Raw genomic sequence first — 15,069 nt, forward strand, 5'->3', positions numbered from 1 at the left:
CGCGTGACGGGTGTGGAAGCCAGACCCATCGTCCTGGTGGTCGAGGACGAGCCGTTGTTGCGCCTGTTCGCGATGGACATGATCGAGGAGGCGGGGTTCGAGGTGCTGGACGCCCGCAACACCGCCGAGGCGCTGACGATGATGGAAACCTGTGCCGGCATTCGCGTCGTCTTCACCGATGTCGACATGCCCGGTGGCGCGGACGGCATCGCGCTGGCGACGAGCATCCGTCGGCAATGGCCAAAGATCGCGATCGTCATCACGTCCGGCAAGCCGTGGCCGATCGGCATCCGCTTGCCCGAGGATGCCGTGTTCTTCAGCAAACCCTATCGGCAGGACCGCGTCATCGCCACGATCAGGGACATGGCCGGCTGACCTAGCGCACCTCCCGAGCAGCTCCACAATCGATTGTTGCACTCCTTGCTCCAGCCGCTAGAATTCCCGGACAACCCGCGGCAGACGAGTCTGTCGGCCCGAGGGGATCCCTTCGCCCATGCGCTTTCCTGACTCCAAGCCGCATCTGTCGCTGCCGCGCATACTGGAAATGAACCTCGGATTTCTGGGGCTTCAGTTCAGTTTCGGCCTGCAACTGGGCAACATGGCGCCGATCTACAGCTATCTCGGCGCGTCGGAGGCGGCGCTGCCGATCCTCAACCTCGCGGGGCCGATCACCGGCCTGCTGGTGCAGCCGCTGATCGGCGCGATGAGCGACCGGACCGACTCGCGCTGGGGTCGGCGAACGCCGTATTTCCTGTGCGGCGCGGTGCTGTGCGCGATCGGGCTATTCTTCATGCCGCTGTCCTCGTCGCTGCTCATGGCGGTGTCGATGCTGTGGATCCTCGATGCCGGCAACAACATCACCATGGAGCCGTACCGCGCCTATGTGTCGGATCGCCTGAACGCGAACCAGCATCAGGTCGGGTTCCTGACGCAGTCGGCGTTCACCGGCCTTGCGCAGATGCTCGCCTTCCTCATTCCGTCGCTGCTCGTCTGGGCGGGCATGAACCAGGACTGGGTGGACGCGCACAACATCCCGTATACTGCACGCATCGCGTTCATGGTCGGCGCGGTGCTGAGCTTCACGACGATCCTGTGGTCGATCCGCCGGGTACCGGAACTGCCGCTATCGCTGGCCGAGCGCGCCCGCATCGCCGCCGAGCCGAAAGGCGTCGTCGCGACCCTCACGGAAATCGTCAGCGCGATCCGCGACATGCCCATGGCGATGCGCAAGCTTGCGGTGATGAGCCTGTTCCAGTGGTACGCGATGGCAGCCTATTGGGCCTATGTGATCTACGCGATCGGACGGTCCGTCTACGGCACCGATGCGCCCACCTCGACCGGCTTCCATTCCGCGGTGCTGACCAATGGAGAAATGGCGGCGTTCTACAACGCGGTGGCCTTCGTCGCCGCGTTCGCGATGGTGCCGCTGGCGAAGCGTTTCGGCGCGGCCGGACTGCATGCCGCCTGCCTCGTGCTCGCCGGCGCGGGTATGCTGTGGCTGCCGCATATCACCGAGAAGTGGATGCTGTTCCTCCCCGCGATCGGCGTCGGCATCGGCTGGGCGAGCATCATGGGCAATCCGTACGTCATCCTCGCAGGGTCGATCCCGCCGCACCGCACGGGGGTGTACATGGGCATCTTCAACATGATGATCGTCATCCCGATGCTGCTGCTCGCGGCGACGTTGCCCTTCTACTACCAGCCGATGATGAACGGCGATCCGCGTCACGTGCTGACGCTGTGCGGGCTGTTGATGATGGCGGCCGCGGTCGCCGTCTGGTCGGTTCGCGAGCGCAACACCGGGGGCCTGCCGGTGGGAGCGACGCAGGCGTGATCGCCCTGCACGGCCCGTCGTCCAGCATCGTGCTGGAGCCGCGCGACGGCGAACCGTCGGCATGGCGCCGGTGGGGACTGCCGTTGCCCGCGATGAAGGCGGAAAGCGTCGCCGTCTTCCACGTCACCGCCGCGTGACGAAAGGCCCGCACAGGACCCCCATGCCCGACCCCCTCTGGATTCCCACCCACTGGTCCACCGCCGATGTCGCCGGCATCCGCGATCAGCGCGGCGCCGCCCTGCCCGTGATCCGCGCCGCCGACCTCGCGCCGGTCGTCGCCGGTCACGATGTCTGGGATATGTGGCCGATCGCCGACCCCGACGGACGCACCGTGTTCGCTGAGGGGCGCAGTTTCTGGTTCTTCCTCGCCACCCCGCGCTTTCCCGATCCCGACCTGCGCCACGACGCCGCGCGCATCCGCCTGACCAGTTATGGCGCGGACGGATGGCGCGACCATGGCGACACCTTCGCAGAGGGGTTCACGCCCGGCAGTCGCGAATGGTCCGGCTCGGCGGTGCTCGGCGGCGACGGCGAGACGCTGACGATATACTTCACCGCCGCTGGCCGCCGTGGCGTATCTCGCAGCTTCGAGCAGCGCCTGTTCGAAAGCACCGGCCGGTTCGTCGCCGCGGCGGCGCGAACCGAAGGCTGGTCTACACCCGTCGAATCCGTCGCCAACGATCGCGCCACCTACGCCCCTGCCGACCAGACGGAGCCTGTGAACGACCGGATCAAGGGATTCCGCGACCCCGGCTACTTCCGCGATCCCGCGGACGGTGCGGAGTATATGCTCTTCGTCGGCTCCGCCGGATGGTTGGACGCCATATTCGACGGTGTGATCGGCGCAGCCCGGCGGGAGGGCGATCGCTGGGTGCTCACGCCACCTCTGATCGAGGCGGTCGGTACCAACAGCGAGATGGAACGCCCGCACATCGTCGTGGCCGACGGCCGCTACTATTTGTTCTGGTCGACACAGGCGAAACGCTTCTCCCCCGCCGCCACCGAAGGCGTGACCGGCCTCTACGCGATGGTCGCAGATCGGATCGCGGGGCCCTGGCGACCGGTCAACGGCACCGGACTCGTCGCGGCGAACCCGGCTGAGGAGCCCTTTCAGGCCTATTGCTGGTGGGTGACGGGCGAAGGCGACGTCATCAGCTTCGTCGATTTCCCGGGTCTGGAGGGCCGATCGCCCGACACGCCGGAGACTCGCCGCGCCCATTTCGGCGGCACGGCCGCACCCTGGTTCCGTCTCACCATCGACGGCGACCAAGTGGCCATCTCGCCCGATCCATCGATTTCATAGGCTGTTGTGGTTTGAGCCATGTTAGGCGGCGCGATGATCGCATCGCCCCTCACCCTCCCGAATGACGGCGTCCGGCGCGCGGCATCGCTGGACCGGGCGCATGAGACATTGATGCGCGGCGCTGCCTATCTCGACCGTCACGTCGCGCCACGGTGCGACGCAGGCGTCCACGCGCCCTTCATCGGCAACGCGCTCGGCGAGCTCGATCGCTTCCTGAACGTGCTGGTGGATGAGGTCGCCGACTGGATCGGCGCGCCGGTTAGGCCCAAGCAGCGGAACACCGCCAATAAACTGTCGGCGCTGCACCGTGTCACCGGCGCTGCGGTGCATCGCCGTACCGGCCACGCACGACTCTCGGCGATCGGCCGCTCGCGCGAATTCTTGAAACATGCCGGGGGCCGCGATGCCACAGGCGCGGGCCGGATGCCGAAGGCGATCCTACCGCTGTCGTCGGCGGAGATGACGGCGATCTGCCGCCTCTACAGCGACACCGCCCGCGATCTCCACGCGACGGCGCTGGCGTTACGCCCCCGCTGATTGCGTCAGGCCTCTGCCGATTCCTCGGCCATTTCGGACACCGGCTCCGCGGAGGTCTTGGAACCCTCACGCTGGGCGCGCATGATCTGCGTACGCTCGGCGCGGACCGCCATCTGTTCCCACGTGCTCGCCGCACGGTCGCAGCGGTCCTTGACGTTCTGGAGCGTCGCGGCCTCCGAGTTGGAGCGCTCTACGGTCGCGCGGTTGCGATAGAAGGCTGCATCGTCGGACATGATATTCCTTCCGCCATCGGGCAGGATCGTCTGGGAAGATCGGACGACGAAACGCCGTAGCGCGCCGTCGCCCGAGCGGACTCAGTCCGCCGGCTGCAGGTTCACTGCCGCCATCTTGCCGCGGCGATCCTCTTCCATTTCGAAGTGGACGCGCTGGTTGTCGCGCAGCGTCACCATGCCGGCGCGCTCCACGGCACTGATGTGCACGAACGCGTCCTTGCCGCCCTCATCGGGGGTGATGAAGCCATACCCCTTGTCGGCGTTGAAGAACTTGACGGTTCCGGTAGTCATGAAAGGCATTCCTTCTTTCGTGTCCGTCGCTCCCCGTGTGGGAACGCCGGCGCCAGGGCAGCAGGGAAAGAAGGAAGAGGGTGCCGCAAAGCGCCGAAGACCGTCGATATGCGACTATAGCGACTCCTATATGCGCCTCGTACGCCGCAATCGCAAGGTGACGCCCCGGTAAGGGCAGGCATGCGCCTCTACGCAGCCTCGCGCATCCATCCCCGCGCGCGCCGCTGCGCGATGTCCGGCGCCGCCCGGTACCGCTCCAGCCGCTCCGGGAGTATCCCGCCGATGACGTCGGTCCAGCGCCCCGGCAAAGGCTCGGCCGGAGCAAGCCGCGCCGGATCATCCATATTGGCGTAGTAGCCGAACCACTCCGCCTCCAGATGGAACACGTCCGGCTCGGCATCCGGGAAATGCCGGTCGACCAGCCCCAGCAGGCACGGTCGCGCGCGTGCGAACTTCGTTCGGTCGCGGGGGTCGAGGTCCATACCCCAGAACGCGCCCGGCGCGGCGCGGATCAGCACATCGCCGGTCAGCATCGCCAGATCGCCCATAAAGGACAACACGATCGCATCACCCGCGCGGTCCGACATCTCCCATGCCTCCCGACGCGCCAGTTCCGGTCGATAGAGCGCGGGCAGTTCCGCCAGCATCACGGGATGCAGCCGCCCAACGAAGCCTGCCGCGTCGGTATAAGCCTCATCCAGCACCAGCCCCAGATCACGCAGCACCAGACGCAGGATGTCGATTCGCACCGGCACGGCGTCGCGATACGCCTGCAGGTTATCCCGCGCCTCGGACGGGGTCAGCAGCGGCGCATCCCCGTCGCCAAGCTTCAGCACCGTTCCACGATGGGGCGGCGACCACGCGGGATATCCGGCGAGACCGTCCCTAAGTCGCGAATCACGACTGCCACCGAACCACAGGGTCACGCCCGCGACAGCCGCCTGGCCGATCGCCGTTCCCGCCAGCGTCGGAACAGCCCCCGCTTCGAAAACACCTCGAACATCTCGTCAGGTCCTTCCGGATCGAGCACCTCGTTATCGGCCAGCCACGTCTCGACGGCGGTCAGGTCGGGCACCTCGTACGGGACCAGCGTCTTGCGCCCCTGCCCTTCCCGCACCCGCAAAGCCTCGATCGTCGCGATCAGCGATCCGTGCTCCGCGACGGCCGCCGCGACCTGGTCGACCGGCAGGCCGAGATGCTCGGCCAGCAGTCCGTCCCGGATCGCGACGATGCACGCATGCTGCCCCTCGTCGGTCGGCGCGATCGACAGGTCGCACTCCGTGTCCAGCCGCAACGAGCGGTTGTTGATGTTCGACGACCCCAGCCGCAGCACTTCTCCGTCGGCGATCAGGATCTTCGCGTGGCAATAGATCGGCGTGCCGCCCGCGGTGTGGGGGTGATACATGCGCAGCCGTCCATGCCGGTCGCGCCGCCGCAGCGCCTCCATCAGCCGCGCCCGCGCCGTATCCATCGCCAGCGGCTCCAGCCAGCCCTGCGCCGTCACCGGGTTGATGATGACGATTTCCGGCGGCTCCGCTTCGTCCAGCCGCCGTGCGATCGCCTCGGCGATCTTGCGCGACGCGAAATACTGGCTCTCGATATACAGCGTGTGGCGGGCGGCCGCGATCTGCGACAGGAACAGCGCCTCGCTTTCGTACACCGGCTGCTGGTCGTCCATCTCGGGGAAGGTGCGCGCGATGCCGACCTCGATGTTCTCGAAATCGATCGGCAGCCCGTCCGGCCAGCATGGCCCGGACGGCTCGGGCTCGGGCAACAGCGCCATGTCGCCGCCCGCCGCCCGCCACCGCTCGCGGAACAGCACGCCAAGTGCTCCCGCGATCGGCCCCTGCACCGCACTGATCGCGTCGTGCCAAGGCTTGTAAGGCTGGCCGCCGGGGCGATGCCGCAGCGGCTGGTCGTCGAGATGCTCGCGCGTGTCCCAACGTTCCGCGGTCATGTCGATGCCCCCGCAAAAGGCGAGGCAGTCGTCGATGATGACGATCTTCTGGTGATGCGACGCCGCAGTCGGGTGGTGCCCGTCCAGCTTGGTATGGATGCGCGGGTGCCGCATCCAACGCAGCACCGTGAAGAACGTCGATCCCCGGAACAGGGATTTGATCGCACCGGTATCCCAGCGCAGCACGAACACCTCCAGCGCGGGGTTCGCCTCGACCAGATCGTGGACGAACCGGCCCAGCGGGCGCGGTTGCGAGACGGTGTTGTCGAGCACGATGCGCGCATCGAAGTCCCAGCCGATCAGCAGGATCCGCCGCTTCGCAGAGAGCATCGCACGCCGCGCAACCCGGAAATATTCATCGGCGTCGATGATGACCGCCATCTTGTCGGCGTGCTCGACCCGCCAGAACTCGTCGCCGGTCCGCATTCCCGTTCATTCCCCCGCATACACGCGTCACGCGCGCCGCCGCTCTACGCATGGCGGTGCCTACTGTCTCCGGCTCCCGCGACCGGGCCGTTCGGGCTTCGTCAGATTTCTTCCACCGGCGCCTCGGGGCCGTTCTTCAGGATGGAGGCGATCGCATTGCGCGCGGCGGCCTTGCTCGAATAGCCCTCCGTCCAGAAGATGACTTCGCTGTTGTGCTTGAAGCGCGCGATATACTCGCCGGCCTTGTTCTGCTCGATCGTGAACTTGTGGGCCACGGCATCGTCTCCTGACGTCAGCCCGCGGCGAAGCGGGCGGGGGCATAGCGCGCCGGATCGACGCCCGGCACCGCGGGATCATGCCCCAGCAGCAACGCCGCCGCCAGTGCCGCCGCCGCGGGCGCGGTCTGGATACCGAAGCCGCCCTGTCCCGCACACCAGAAAAAGCCCGGTTCGGCAAAGCCATAGACCGGCAGCCGGTCGGGCGCGAAGCTGCGCAGCCCCGCCCAGCGCCGCTCGACCGCGTCGACGTGCCAGTCGACCGCACCCTGGAACCGGTCGATCGCCAGCGCCACGTCATACTCTTCCGGCGCGGCGTCGCAGGGGTCGGTCGGCGTCTCGTCGTGCGGCGACAGCCACAGCCGCCCGCCCGCCTCCGGCTTGAAGTAGAAGCGCCCGGCGATGTCCGCGATATGCGGCAGGCCCGCCGGAGGTGGTGGCGAGGTTCGCAGCTGCGCGACGGTCCGGCGATAGGCCCGGATACCAAGCGGGCGCGCCCCGGACCGCTCCGCGACGACATCCGCCCACGCACCCGCGGCGTTGACCAGCATGGTCGCGGCGAACGTCCCGGCTCGGGTGTCGATCGTCCAGCGGCCATCGGCCCGCGTCGCAACATCCAGCCCGGCATCGACCACCAGCGTCGCGCCCCCGCGCCGCGCCCGCGACAGACAGTCGGCATGGACCCCGGCTACGTCGATATACGCACAGCTCGGTTCCATCACGCCCAGCGTCCAGTCGGCGCGCAGGCCGGGGATCAGGCTCGCCGGGTCGACGCGGTGCAGTTCGACATCGCTGTCCGCAAACTCCTCCAGGAACGCATCCACCGCGCCCTCGTTCTCGACCCGCCCGATATGAAGCGATCCGAGCGGTTGCAGGAAGGGCGCGAGCCCCTCGGCGGAGGCGGTGGTCAGCGGCTGGATCAGCGGCCCGCCATAGGTTTCCGACCAGAACGCGGCCGATCGCCCGGTGGCGTGGCGACCGGGCATGTCCTCCGCCTCCAGCAGCAGCACGCGGGCGTGAGGGGCCAGTTCCGCGGCCAGACTCGCGCCGGCGATCCCCGCGCCGACGATCGCGATGTCGTACGTCATCGGCGCGGCGCCTCCGCATCGAGGAAGCCGTCGATCGCGGCCAGCGCACGCAGTCGCACGGGGTCGGCCTCGCGCAGGATCTCGTGCGCCGACTCGGTTCCGAACCGCAACACCTCGACGTTCGGCAGCGTCGCCGCGACGCGCAACGCGGCCCGTGCATCGACCAGTTGATCCGCTTCGGCGACCAGCATCTGCACCGGCGTCGTCACCCCACCCAACCGCGGATCGTTGCGCAGGGCGGCGGTGGCGGCGAACGCCTGCACGATCCAGCCCCAGCTCGGCGGCCCGAGTCGCAACGCCGGATCACGGTCGAACCACGCCTGCTCGTCCCGAAACCGCGTGAGGTCGTGCGTCAGGCGACGCTGACGATCGCGGATCGCCCGCGGCGTCGTTCCGTGCCGCCACGCCGCCCGCCGCACATCGCCCCGCGACGCCAGCAGCCGCGCGACTCCGCCGCCGATCCACGCCCCCAGCGGGTTGCGCAGCCCCAGCATCGGCGCGACGAGCACTACCGCGTCCGGCGCGATCGCGGCCTCCACCAGCGCTTGCAGCGCCACGAACCCGCCCATCGAATGGCACACCAGCACGTGCGGCCCCTCACCCTCCGCCGTCCAGTCGCGCCAGAACGCGGCGAGGTCGGCCACCAATGTCGCGAAATCGTCGAGGTGGCCGATATCGCCCTCGCCCAGCCGACCCGAACCACCCTGTCCGCGCCAGTCGAACGCCGTCGTCGCCCAGCCGCGATCGTGGAAATGCTCCAGCGTCTCCAGATATTTCTCGATCATGTCGGCGCGCCCCGCCTGCAACAGCAGCCGCCCGCGTCCGTGCCCGTCGCGATCGTAGCGTCGGTGCGCCCAGCCATCGGCCGCATGCCACTCGCCTCGCACCGAGTCGGTGGGCCAGTCCTGCAACGTTGCGGTGGTCGGGGGCGGGTTAACGATCACCGGCCCCGGTTACGGTTTCCTAAGCCCTGCCGTCTAGGACGGATGCTGTGATGCTATGGGATTTCGTCCGGATCGGGCTGGCGTTCGTCGCCGGCGGCCTGCTGTTGTCGGCGGGGATCGAGGATGCTCGCACGCGCGAGATCGCGGACTGGAAAAGCGTCGCGTTGTGCGCGCTCGCCCCACTCTGGTGGTGGGCCAACGCCGCGACCTTCTGGCCGGGAGCGGCGGTCCAGATCGCCGCCGCCGCGATACTGTTCGCGATCTTCGCGGCCGCCTTCCACTTCGGCATGATGGGCGGCGGCGACGTGAAATTGATTTCGGCGCTGACGCTGTGGCTGCCTCTCCCCGAGCTGGTGGGGATGTTGGTCGTGATGTCGCTGGTCGGCGGCGGCGTGACCGTGGCGATGCTGATTGATCGGCGATTCGCATGCTCCGACCGGCCGATCGAGGTGCCGTACGGCGTCGCGATCGCCGCCGCAGGCATACTGGCGTTCAGGGAACCCATCCTTAACCATTTTGCCTGATGCTTAACGCCTGAAGAACCGGATTAAGTCGCGAAAGGCGCGGGATACGCAACATGGACAGTCGTAAACTCATCCTGCTGGTCGGCGCGCTGTTCGTCGCCGGTCTGACCGCATTCCTCGCCCGATCGATGATGCAGGGCAGCGCCGCGCCGGTCGCGATGGCCGCGCCCGCCGTCGTGATCGACGGACCGGAGGTGCTGGTCGCCACCCGCTCGCTGCCGGTCGGCACGATCCTCGACGCGACCGCGCTGAAGTATCAGCCCTGGCCCAAGGAACTGGTCGACGGCGCCTATTACCTGCGCTCGCAAAGCGACCTGAAGGCGTTGCAGGGCACCGTCGTCCGCAACGCGATCACCGCCGGTCAGCCGGTCACGCAGGGCGCTCTCGTGAAGCCGGGCGACCGGGGCTTCCTCGCCGCCGCGCTCGGACCCGGCATGCGCGCCGTCACCGTGCCGGTTTCGGCGCAGGCCGCCGTCGCCGGCTTCGTCTTCCCGGGCGACCGCATCGACCTCGTGCTGACGCAGACCGTCGCCGGTGGTGGCGACGGCCCGCCGCTGAAGGTGTCGGAGACGATCATCCGCAACATGCGCGTGCTGGCGACCGACCAGCGCACCGACAATGTCGTGGGCGAGGACGGCAAGACCAAGGTCAGCACGTTCAGCAACGTCACCGTCGAAGCGACGCCCAAGATCGCCGAGCAGATCGCGGTGGCGCAGACGCTGGGTACGCTATCGCTGTCGCTGCGCAGCCTGGCGGACAATTCCACCGAACTCGAAGAGGCGATCGCATCGGGGGCCGTCACGGTGCCCAACGGCGATCCCAAGGCCGAGAAGGCGATGATGATGCAGCTGGCGACCCAGCCGGTGTCCGGCAACTCCAGCTTCGCCACCGGCGCCGACGTGTCGCGGTTCCAGCGGCGCAGCGTCCCCGGCAAGTCGGATCAGGGCGCGGGCGCATCGTCGATGAGCGCCGCCAACCCTGCCACGCCGGCCGGCAATTTCCCGGGCTCCGCGCCCGCAGTCGCCCAGGGGCCGGTCGTTCGGATCGCCCGTGGCAGCAACGTGACGGCCGTGCCCGTCGGGGGTAAGTGAGATGCGCGTTTCCACGATGACTCTGACGGGGGCGCTCGCCATCGCCCTCGCCGGCCCTGCCGCCATCGCCGTTGCCGGCCCCGCCGCCCTCGGCGCACCGGCTCCCGCGCGCGGCAAGCCGAACGCCCGCCCGGCAGTGGTTCGGCCGGCTGCTCCTGTATCGGTGCCCGCCGCGATCGTGTCGGTGAACACCGGTCGCGGCCAGTTGGTCCGCCTCGCCCAGCCGATGACCGACTTGTTCATCGCCGACGACGGGATCGCCGACGTTCAGGTCCGCTCCCCGACGCAGCTCTACATCTTCGGCAAGAAGACCGGCGAGACGACGATCTCCGCCACGTCGAAGAGCGGCGCCGTCGTCTATGCCGCGACCGTCCGGGTCGGCACGAACCTGAATTCGGTCGGACAGATGCTGTCGCTGGCGATGCCGGAGGCGCAGATCACCGCCACGCCGATGAACGGCATGGTGCTGCTGACCGGCACCGTCGCTGCGCCGGACGATGCCGCCGAAGCCGAACGACTGGTGCAGGCGTTCGTCGGGGATTCCACGAAAGTGCTGTCGCGCCTGAAGACCGCGACGCCGCTACAGGTGAACCTGCAAGTGCGCTTCGCGGAAGTCAGCCGCAGCTTCATCAAGAACGTCGGTGTCCGCCTCAACACCAGCGACCGTGCCGGCAGCGGCTTCCTGTTCGGGTCGAACTCCGGCAATGCCGGCACGATCACCTACGACGCGGCCACGGGTGGGAAGACGTCGACCTATTCGGTCGGCACCCAGCGCAGCACGCTGGGCATCGCGGGCCGCCTGTTCGGCACCGACATCCTGTCGGCCATCGATCTGGGCGAGACGATCGGTCAGGTGACCACCCTGGCCAATCCGAACCTGACTGCGCTGTCGGGGGAGACGGGTACGTTCCTGGCCGGTGGCGAGGTCCCCATCCCGATCGCGCAGGCGCTGGGCACGATATCGGTCGAGTACAAGCAATACGGCGTCAGCCTGTCCTACACGCCGATCGTGTTGTCGGACGGGCGCATCTCGCTGCGTGTCCGTCCGGAGGTGTCGCAACTCGACTATTCCAACGCGATCACGATGAACGGCACGCGCGTTCCCGGGCTGACCAGCCGTCGCGCGGAAACGACGGTGGAACTCGGTTCCGGACAGAGCGTGATGATCGGCGGACTGCTCCAGAACAGCCACAACAACTCGATCGAAAAGACGCCGTTCCTCGGCGACCTGCCGATTCTCGGTTCGCTGTTCCGGTCTAACGCCTTCCAGCGCAACGAGACCGAACTGGTCATCATCATCACGCCGTATCTGGTGAAGCCGGTGAACTCCTCATCGGACATCGCGCTGCCGACCGACGGCTACCGCGCGCCGACCGATGCCGGCCGCATTCTCGGCGGACAGCTCAGCGCACCCTATCTGCCGGGTACCCCGATCGACCGGCGTCCGGTGCCGACGATGGCACCCCAGACAGACGCCGCACCCGCGATCGGCGCCACCGCAACGGTTCCCGCCGTCCCGGTCCCGCAAGGGCCGGTTCGCGAAGACCGCGAACGCGCCCTCCCCGCGTCGTCGAAGAAGGGCAGCTCCGTAATGCCCGGCTTCTCCCGCTGATGCGCGCCGAAGGAACCATGATGAAGCAGCCTGTTCTTCTGTCCGCCCTCGTCCTCGCTCCGGCCCTCCTGTTGGGCGCGTGCATGGGCAGCGATGCCCAGCGCCGGGGGATGGAATCGATCCATCAGCCCGTCGTGCAGCGGTCCGACTATCTGCTGGACCTTCAGCTGGCAGGCGACCGTCTCGCCAGTGGCGAATCGCAGCGTCTGACGGGCTGGCTCGACGGCCTGCGGGTCGGCTACGGCGATCATGTCGGGCTGGACGATCAGGGCCGCTCGTCGGCGATGGTCCGCGGCCAGGTGTCGGGCACGCTCGCTGCGCGCGGGATGCTGATCTCGGACCAGATGCCGGTCACCGCCGCGCCGATCGCTCCCGGCACGGTGCGCGTCGTCGTCAGCCGCATGAAGGCGACGGTTCCGGGCTGCCCCGACTGGGAGCATCGGCTGGACACCACGTTCGAAGCCGCCACCTCGCCCAATTACGGCTGCGCCATGAACCGTAATCTGGCCGCGATGGTCGCCCGGCCGGAGGATCTGATCCGCGGCGCGGGTACCGGCGACACCGATCCCACGACCAGTTCGCGCGCGATCAACAGCTATCGCAAGGCAGCGCCCACGGGCGGCGGCGGCACCACGGTGAAGTCGGAAGGAAAGTAAGATGAACGCTCCCTGGAAGCCCACCGGCGTGGGCACGCGCGATCCCTTCTTCGCCTATGTCTGCGACGACACGACCGCCGACTCGCTGCGGCCGATCGTCAGCGAACTGGGCTGGTCGGTGGAGAAAATCCACAAGGGCGGGCTGCGCAACGCGATCCAGTCGCTGTCGGTCTCCGCCAGCCCGCAGATCCTGTTCGTCGATCTCGCCGAATCGGGCGATCCGCTCAACGACATCAACGCGCTCGCCGAGGTGTGCGAGCCCGGTACGGTCGTCATCGCCGCGGGTCAGGTCAACGACGTGCGGCTGTACCGCGACCTGATCGCCAGCGGGATCCAGGATTACCTGCTGAAGCCGCTGCATCCGGACATGATGCGCGACGCGTTCAGCCACGCCCAGGCGATGCTCAACGCACCCAAGCCCGTCGACGCGGTGGTCGACCGGCCGCATTATTCGGTCGGCATCGTCGGTGCCCGCGGCGGCGTCGGCGCGTCGATGGTCGCGACCTCGATCGCGTGGCTGCTCGCGGAAAAGGAGGGGCGCACCACGGCGCTGCTCGACCTCGACGTGCATTTCGGCACCGGCGCGCTCAGCCTTGATCTGGAACCGGGCCGCGGCCTGACGGATGCGATCGACAATCCCAGCCGGATCGACGGGCTGTTCATCGAGCGCGCCATGGTGAAGGCGTCGGAGAAGCTGGCGGTGCTGTCCGCCGAAGCGCCGATCAACCAGCCGCTGATGACGGACGGCGCGGCCTTCTTCCAGTTGCAGGAGGAGATGCGCTCGGCGTTCGAATGCACTGTGGTCGACCTGCCGCGCGGCATGCTGGTCCAGCATCCGCACCTCGTCAGCGACATGCAGGTGATCGTCATCGTCACCGATCTGACGCTGGCGGCGGCGCGCGACACGATCCGGCTGCTCTCGTGGTTCAAGACCAACGCCCCGAACACCTCGGTCACCGTGCTCGCCAACCGCGTCGCGGGGACCGGCCAGCCGGAGATCACGCGCAAGGACTTCGAAACCTCGATCGAGCGCAAGATCGATTATCTCGTGCCCCTCGACATGAAGCTCGCCGCACAGGCTGCCAAGCTGGGCAAGCCGGTCGCCGAAGCCGGCAAGAATTCGAAGACCGTCACGCCGATCGGCGATCTGGTCCGCGCGATCACCGCGATCGTGCCCGATGACGTCAAGGATGCGGGCAAGGGCAAGAAGGGCAAGGGCGACAAGCCGGCCGGCGGATCGTCGCTGCTCGGCGGGCTCAAGGGCCTGATGACCAAGCGCGGGGCGAAGGCGAAGTAAGCCGGCAACGGCGGAAGGGCGCGTCATGGACATGATGCCACTAATCATCGTCACGGTCGGCGGTGCCTTGATCCTGGGGATGATCGCGCTGGCGTTTGCCGGCCCCTCGCCTCAACGAGCGCAGGCGCGCCGCATCGGTGCGCTGCGCGAACGGCACGGCGACTCCGCCGTCGCCGTCGACGCGAAACTGCGCCGCATCACGAACTCGCGCGACACCAGGATGGACGTCGCGGTCGGCCGCCTGCTCCCCAACCGCGCCGCCCTGGCCAAACGGCTGGCGATGACGGGCAAGGACTGGACGGTCGGCAATTACGGCATGGCGACCGCCGGCGTCACCGGTGTCGTCGCGCTGCTGCTGCTGCTGAAGGGCGCACCCCTGCTGCTCGCGCTGTTGCTGGGGCTGGCGATGGGTGCGGGCATCCCGCATTTGGTGGTCGGCAAAGTCATCAAACGCCGCATCGCCAAGTTCACGTCCAAGTTCCCCGACGCGATCGAACTGCTCGTTCGCGGCCTCCGCTCCGGCCTGCCGATCAGCGAGACGATGGGGGTCGTGGGCGCCGAGGTCGACGGCCCCGTCGGCGAGGAATTCCGTGCGATCGCCGACAAGATGAAGATCGGGCGGACGATGGACGCGGCGATGCAGGACACCGCCGATCGCCTCGGCACCCCCGAATTCCAGTTCTTCGTCATCACGATCGCCATCCAGCGCGAAACCGGTGGCAATCTGGCGGAGACGCTCGCGAACCTGGCGGAGGTGCTGCGCAAGCGCAGCCAGATGAAGTTGAAGATCCGGGCGATGTCGTCCGAATCCAAGGCGTCCGCCTACATCATCGGGTCGCTGCCGTTCGTCGTCTTCGGCCTGATCTGGACGATCAACGATACGTACATGCAGAACTTCTTCGTCGATCAGCGGCTGATCGTGGCGGGGCTCGGCGGCATGATCTGGATGAGCATCGGCGCCTTCATCATGGCCAAGATGATCAATTTCGAGATTTAGGACA

18 protein-coding genes are annotated in these 15,069 nt (G+C 67.8%); 11 read left to right on the forward strand and 7 right to left on the reverse strand.

Annotation, left to right across the window (positions count from 1 at the left end):
• Positions 1 to 3: 3 nt before the first annotated feature.
• The 5 genes from ILT43_RS14500 (at position 4) to ILT43_RS14520 (ending at position 3,674) form a co-directional block, all read left to right on the forward strand.
• Positions 4 to 375: a response regulator gene (locus tag ILT43_RS14500; protein WP_204199694.1), complete on the forward strand. Its 372-nt coding sequence runs from the start codon at positions 4 to 6 to the stop codon at positions 373 to 375.
• Positions 376 to 493: 118 nt separating this feature from the next.
• Positions 494 to 1,834 (forward strand): MFS transporter, encoded by a 1,341-nt coding sequence (locus ILT43_RS14505; protein WP_204199695.1) that lies wholly within the window; start codon positions 494 to 496, stop codon positions 1,832 to 1,834.
• Positions 1,831 to 1,971 carry a hypothetical protein gene (locus ILT43_RS14510; protein WP_204199696.1) on the forward strand — a complete coding sequence of 47 codons (141 nt, stop codon included), beginning with the start codon at positions 1,831 to 1,833 and terminating at the stop codon, positions 1,969 to 1,971. Before ILT43_RS14505 ends, ILT43_RS14510 begins: the two co-directional genes overlap by 4 nt.
• Before the next feature lie 23 nt (positions 1,972 to 1,994).
• Positions 1,995 to 3,137, forward strand: a complete 1,143-nt coding sequence (locus tag ILT43_RS14515; RefSeq protein WP_204199697.1) for a glycoside hydrolase family 68 protein — start codon at positions 1,995 to 1,997, stop codon at positions 3,135 to 3,137.
• 33 nt (positions 3,138 to 3,170) lie between these two features.
• Positions 3,171 to 3,674 carry a hypothetical protein gene (locus ILT43_RS14520; RefSeq protein ID WP_204199698.1) on the forward strand — a complete coding sequence of 168 codons (504 nt, stop codon included), beginning with the start codon at positions 3,171 to 3,173 and terminating at the stop codon, positions 3,672 to 3,674.
• Positions 3,675 to 3,679: 5 nt separating this feature from the next.
• On the opposite strand, the gene ILT43_RS14525 is transcribed toward ILT43_RS14520, so the two are convergent.
• From ILT43_RS14525 to ILT43_RS14555, 7 genes are all read right to left on the reverse strand, one after another.
• On the reverse strand, positions 3,680 to 3,907 hold the full coding sequence (locus ILT43_RS14525) for a hypothetical protein (protein WP_204199699.1): 228 nt from the start codon (positions 3,905 to 3,907) through the stop codon (positions 3,680 to 3,682).
• An 81-nt stretch (positions 3,908 to 3,988) separates the two neighbouring features.
• Positions 3,989 to 4,198 carry a cold-shock protein gene (locus tag ILT43_RS14530; RefSeq protein WP_204199700.1) on the reverse strand — a complete coding sequence of 70 codons (210 nt, stop codon included), beginning with the start codon at positions 4,196 to 4,198 and terminating at the stop codon, positions 3,989 to 3,991.
• 188 nt (positions 4,199 to 4,386) lie between these two features.
• Positions 4,387 to 5,034, reverse strand: a complete 648-nt coding sequence (locus tag ILT43_RS14535) for a hypothetical protein (protein ID WP_204199701.1) — start codon at positions 5,032 to 5,034, stop codon at positions 4,387 to 4,389.
• A gap of 86 nt (positions 5,035 to 5,120) precedes the next feature.
• Positions 5,121 to 6,581 (reverse strand): phospholipase D-like domain-containing protein, encoded by a 1,461-nt coding sequence (locus ILT43_RS14540; RefSeq protein ID WP_204199702.1) that lies wholly within the window; start codon positions 6,579 to 6,581, stop codon positions 5,121 to 5,123.
• A 101-nt stretch (positions 6,582 to 6,682) separates the two neighbouring features.
• Positions 6,683 to 6,856 carry a YegP family protein gene (locus ILT43_RS14545; RefSeq protein ID WP_204199703.1) on the reverse strand — a complete coding sequence of 58 codons (174 nt, stop codon included), beginning with the start codon at positions 6,854 to 6,856 and terminating at the stop codon, positions 6,683 to 6,685.
• A 17-nt stretch (positions 6,857 to 6,873) separates the two neighbouring features.
• Positions 6,874 to 7,944, reverse strand: a complete 1,071-nt coding sequence (locus ILT43_RS14550; RefSeq protein WP_204199704.1) for an NAD(P)/FAD-dependent oxidoreductase — start codon at positions 7,942 to 7,944, stop codon at positions 6,874 to 6,876.
• Positions 7,941 to 8,888: an alpha/beta fold hydrolase gene (locus ILT43_RS14555; RefSeq protein WP_204199705.1), complete on the reverse strand. Its 948-nt coding sequence runs from the start codon at positions 8,886 to 8,888 to the stop codon at positions 7,941 to 7,943. The genes ILT43_RS14550 and ILT43_RS14555 overlap by 4 nt, the downstream gene beginning before the upstream one ends.
• A 50-nt stretch (positions 8,889 to 8,938) precedes the next feature.
• Between ILT43_RS14555 and ILT43_RS14560 the strand changes: the two genes are divergently transcribed.
• From ILT43_RS14560 to ILT43_RS14585, 6 genes are read left to right on the forward strand one after another with little or no spacing between them, the layout of a single operon-like run.
• Complete coding sequence (locus ILT43_RS14560; RefSeq protein ID WP_204199706.1) at positions 8,939 to 9,412, forward strand: A24 family peptidase; 474 nt, start codon at positions 8,939 to 8,941, stop codon at positions 9,410 to 9,412.
• A gap of 53 nt (positions 9,413 to 9,465) precedes the next feature.
• Entirely contained in the window at positions 9,466 to 10,503 is a 1,038-nt protein-coding gene (cpaB, locus tag ILT43_RS14565; RefSeq protein ID WP_204199707.1) for a Flp pilus assembly protein CpaB, read from the forward strand.
• Position 10,504: 1 nt separating this feature from the next.
• The gene (locus ILT43_RS14570; protein ID WP_204199708.1) at positions 10,505 to 12,115 is read left to right on the forward strand and encodes a type II and III secretion system protein family protein; all 1,611 of its coding nucleotides are present in this window, start codon (positions 10,505 to 10,507) and stop codon (positions 12,113 to 12,115) included.
• Between the two features lie 17 nt (positions 12,116 to 12,132).
• Positions 12,133 to 12,771 (forward strand): CpaD family pilus assembly protein, encoded by a 639-nt coding sequence (locus ILT43_RS14575; RefSeq protein ID WP_204199709.1) that lies wholly within the window; start codon positions 12,133 to 12,135, stop codon positions 12,769 to 12,771.
• Position 12,772: 1 nt separating this feature from the next.
• Positions 12,773 to 14,068, forward strand: coding sequence for a CpaE/TadZ family protein (locus tag ILT43_RS14580; protein ID WP_204199710.1), 1,296 nt, complete (start codon positions 12,773 to 12,775; stop codon positions 14,066 to 14,068).
• Between the two features lie 25 nt (positions 14,069 to 14,093).
• Entirely contained in the window at positions 14,094 to 15,065 is a 972-nt protein-coding gene (locus ILT43_RS14585; RefSeq protein WP_239474801.1) for a type II secretion system F family protein, read from the forward strand.
• The last annotated feature ends 4 nt before the right edge of the window (positions 15,066 to 15,069 follow it).

It is taken from the genome of Sphingomonas longa (assembly GCF_016892685.1).
Classification (GTDB): Bacteria; Pseudomonadota; Alphaproteobacteria; order Sphingomonadales; family Sphingomonadaceae; genus Sphingomonas; species Sphingomonas longa.

Excerpts from the sequence above, each read along its gene's own strand:
- ILT43_RS14505 (WP_204199695.1), top strand. The coding sequence starts at position 494 with ATGCGCTTTCCTGACTCCAAGCCGCATCTGTCGCTGCCGCGCATACTG.
- ILT43_RS14515 (WP_204199697.1), top strand. The coding sequence starts at position 1,995 with ATGCCCGACCCCCTCTGGATTCCCACCCACTGGTCCACCGCCGATGTC.
- ILT43_RS14520 (WP_204199698.1), top strand. The coding sequence starts at position 3,171 with ATGATCGCATCGCCCCTCACCCTCCCGAATGACGGCGTCCGGCGCGCG.
- ILT43_RS14525 (WP_204199699.1), bottom strand. The coding sequence starts at position 3,907 with ATGTCCGACGATGCAGCCTTCTATCGCAACCGCGCGACCGTAGAGCGC.
- ILT43_RS14530 (WP_204199700.1), bottom strand. The coding sequence starts at position 4,198 with ATGACTACCGGAACCGTCAAGTTCTTCAACGCCGACAAGGGGTATGGC.
- ILT43_RS14540 (WP_204199702.1), bottom strand. The coding sequence starts at position 6,581 with ATGCGGACCGGCGACGAGTTCTGGCGGGTCGAGCACGCCGACAAGATG.
- ILT43_RS14550 (WP_204199704.1), bottom strand. The coding sequence starts at position 7,944 with ATGACGTACGACATCGCGATCGTCGGCGCGGGGATCGCCGGCGCGAGT.
- ILT43_RS14560 (WP_204199706.1), top strand. The coding sequence starts at position 8,939 with ATGCTATGGGATTTCGTCCGGATCGGGCTGGCGTTCGTCGCCGGCGGC.
- cpaB (WP_204199707.1), top strand. The coding sequence starts at position 9,466 with ATGGACAGTCGTAAACTCATCCTGCTGGTCGGCGCGCTGTTCGTCGCC.
- ILT43_RS14570 (WP_204199708.1), top strand. The coding sequence starts at position 10,505 with ATGCGCGTTTCCACGATGACTCTGACGGGGGCGCTCGCCATCGCCCTC.
- ILT43_RS14575 (WP_204199709.1), top strand. The coding sequence starts at position 12,133 with ATGATGAAGCAGCCTGTTCTTCTGTCCGCCCTCGTCCTCGCTCCGGCC.
- ILT43_RS14580 (WP_204199710.1), top strand. The coding sequence starts at position 12,773 with ATGAACGCTCCCTGGAAGCCCACCGGCGTGGGCACGCGCGATCCCTTC.
- ILT43_RS14585 (WP_239474801.1), top strand. The coding sequence starts at position 14,094 with ATGGACATGATGCCACTAATCATCGTCACGGTCGGCGGTGCCTTGATC.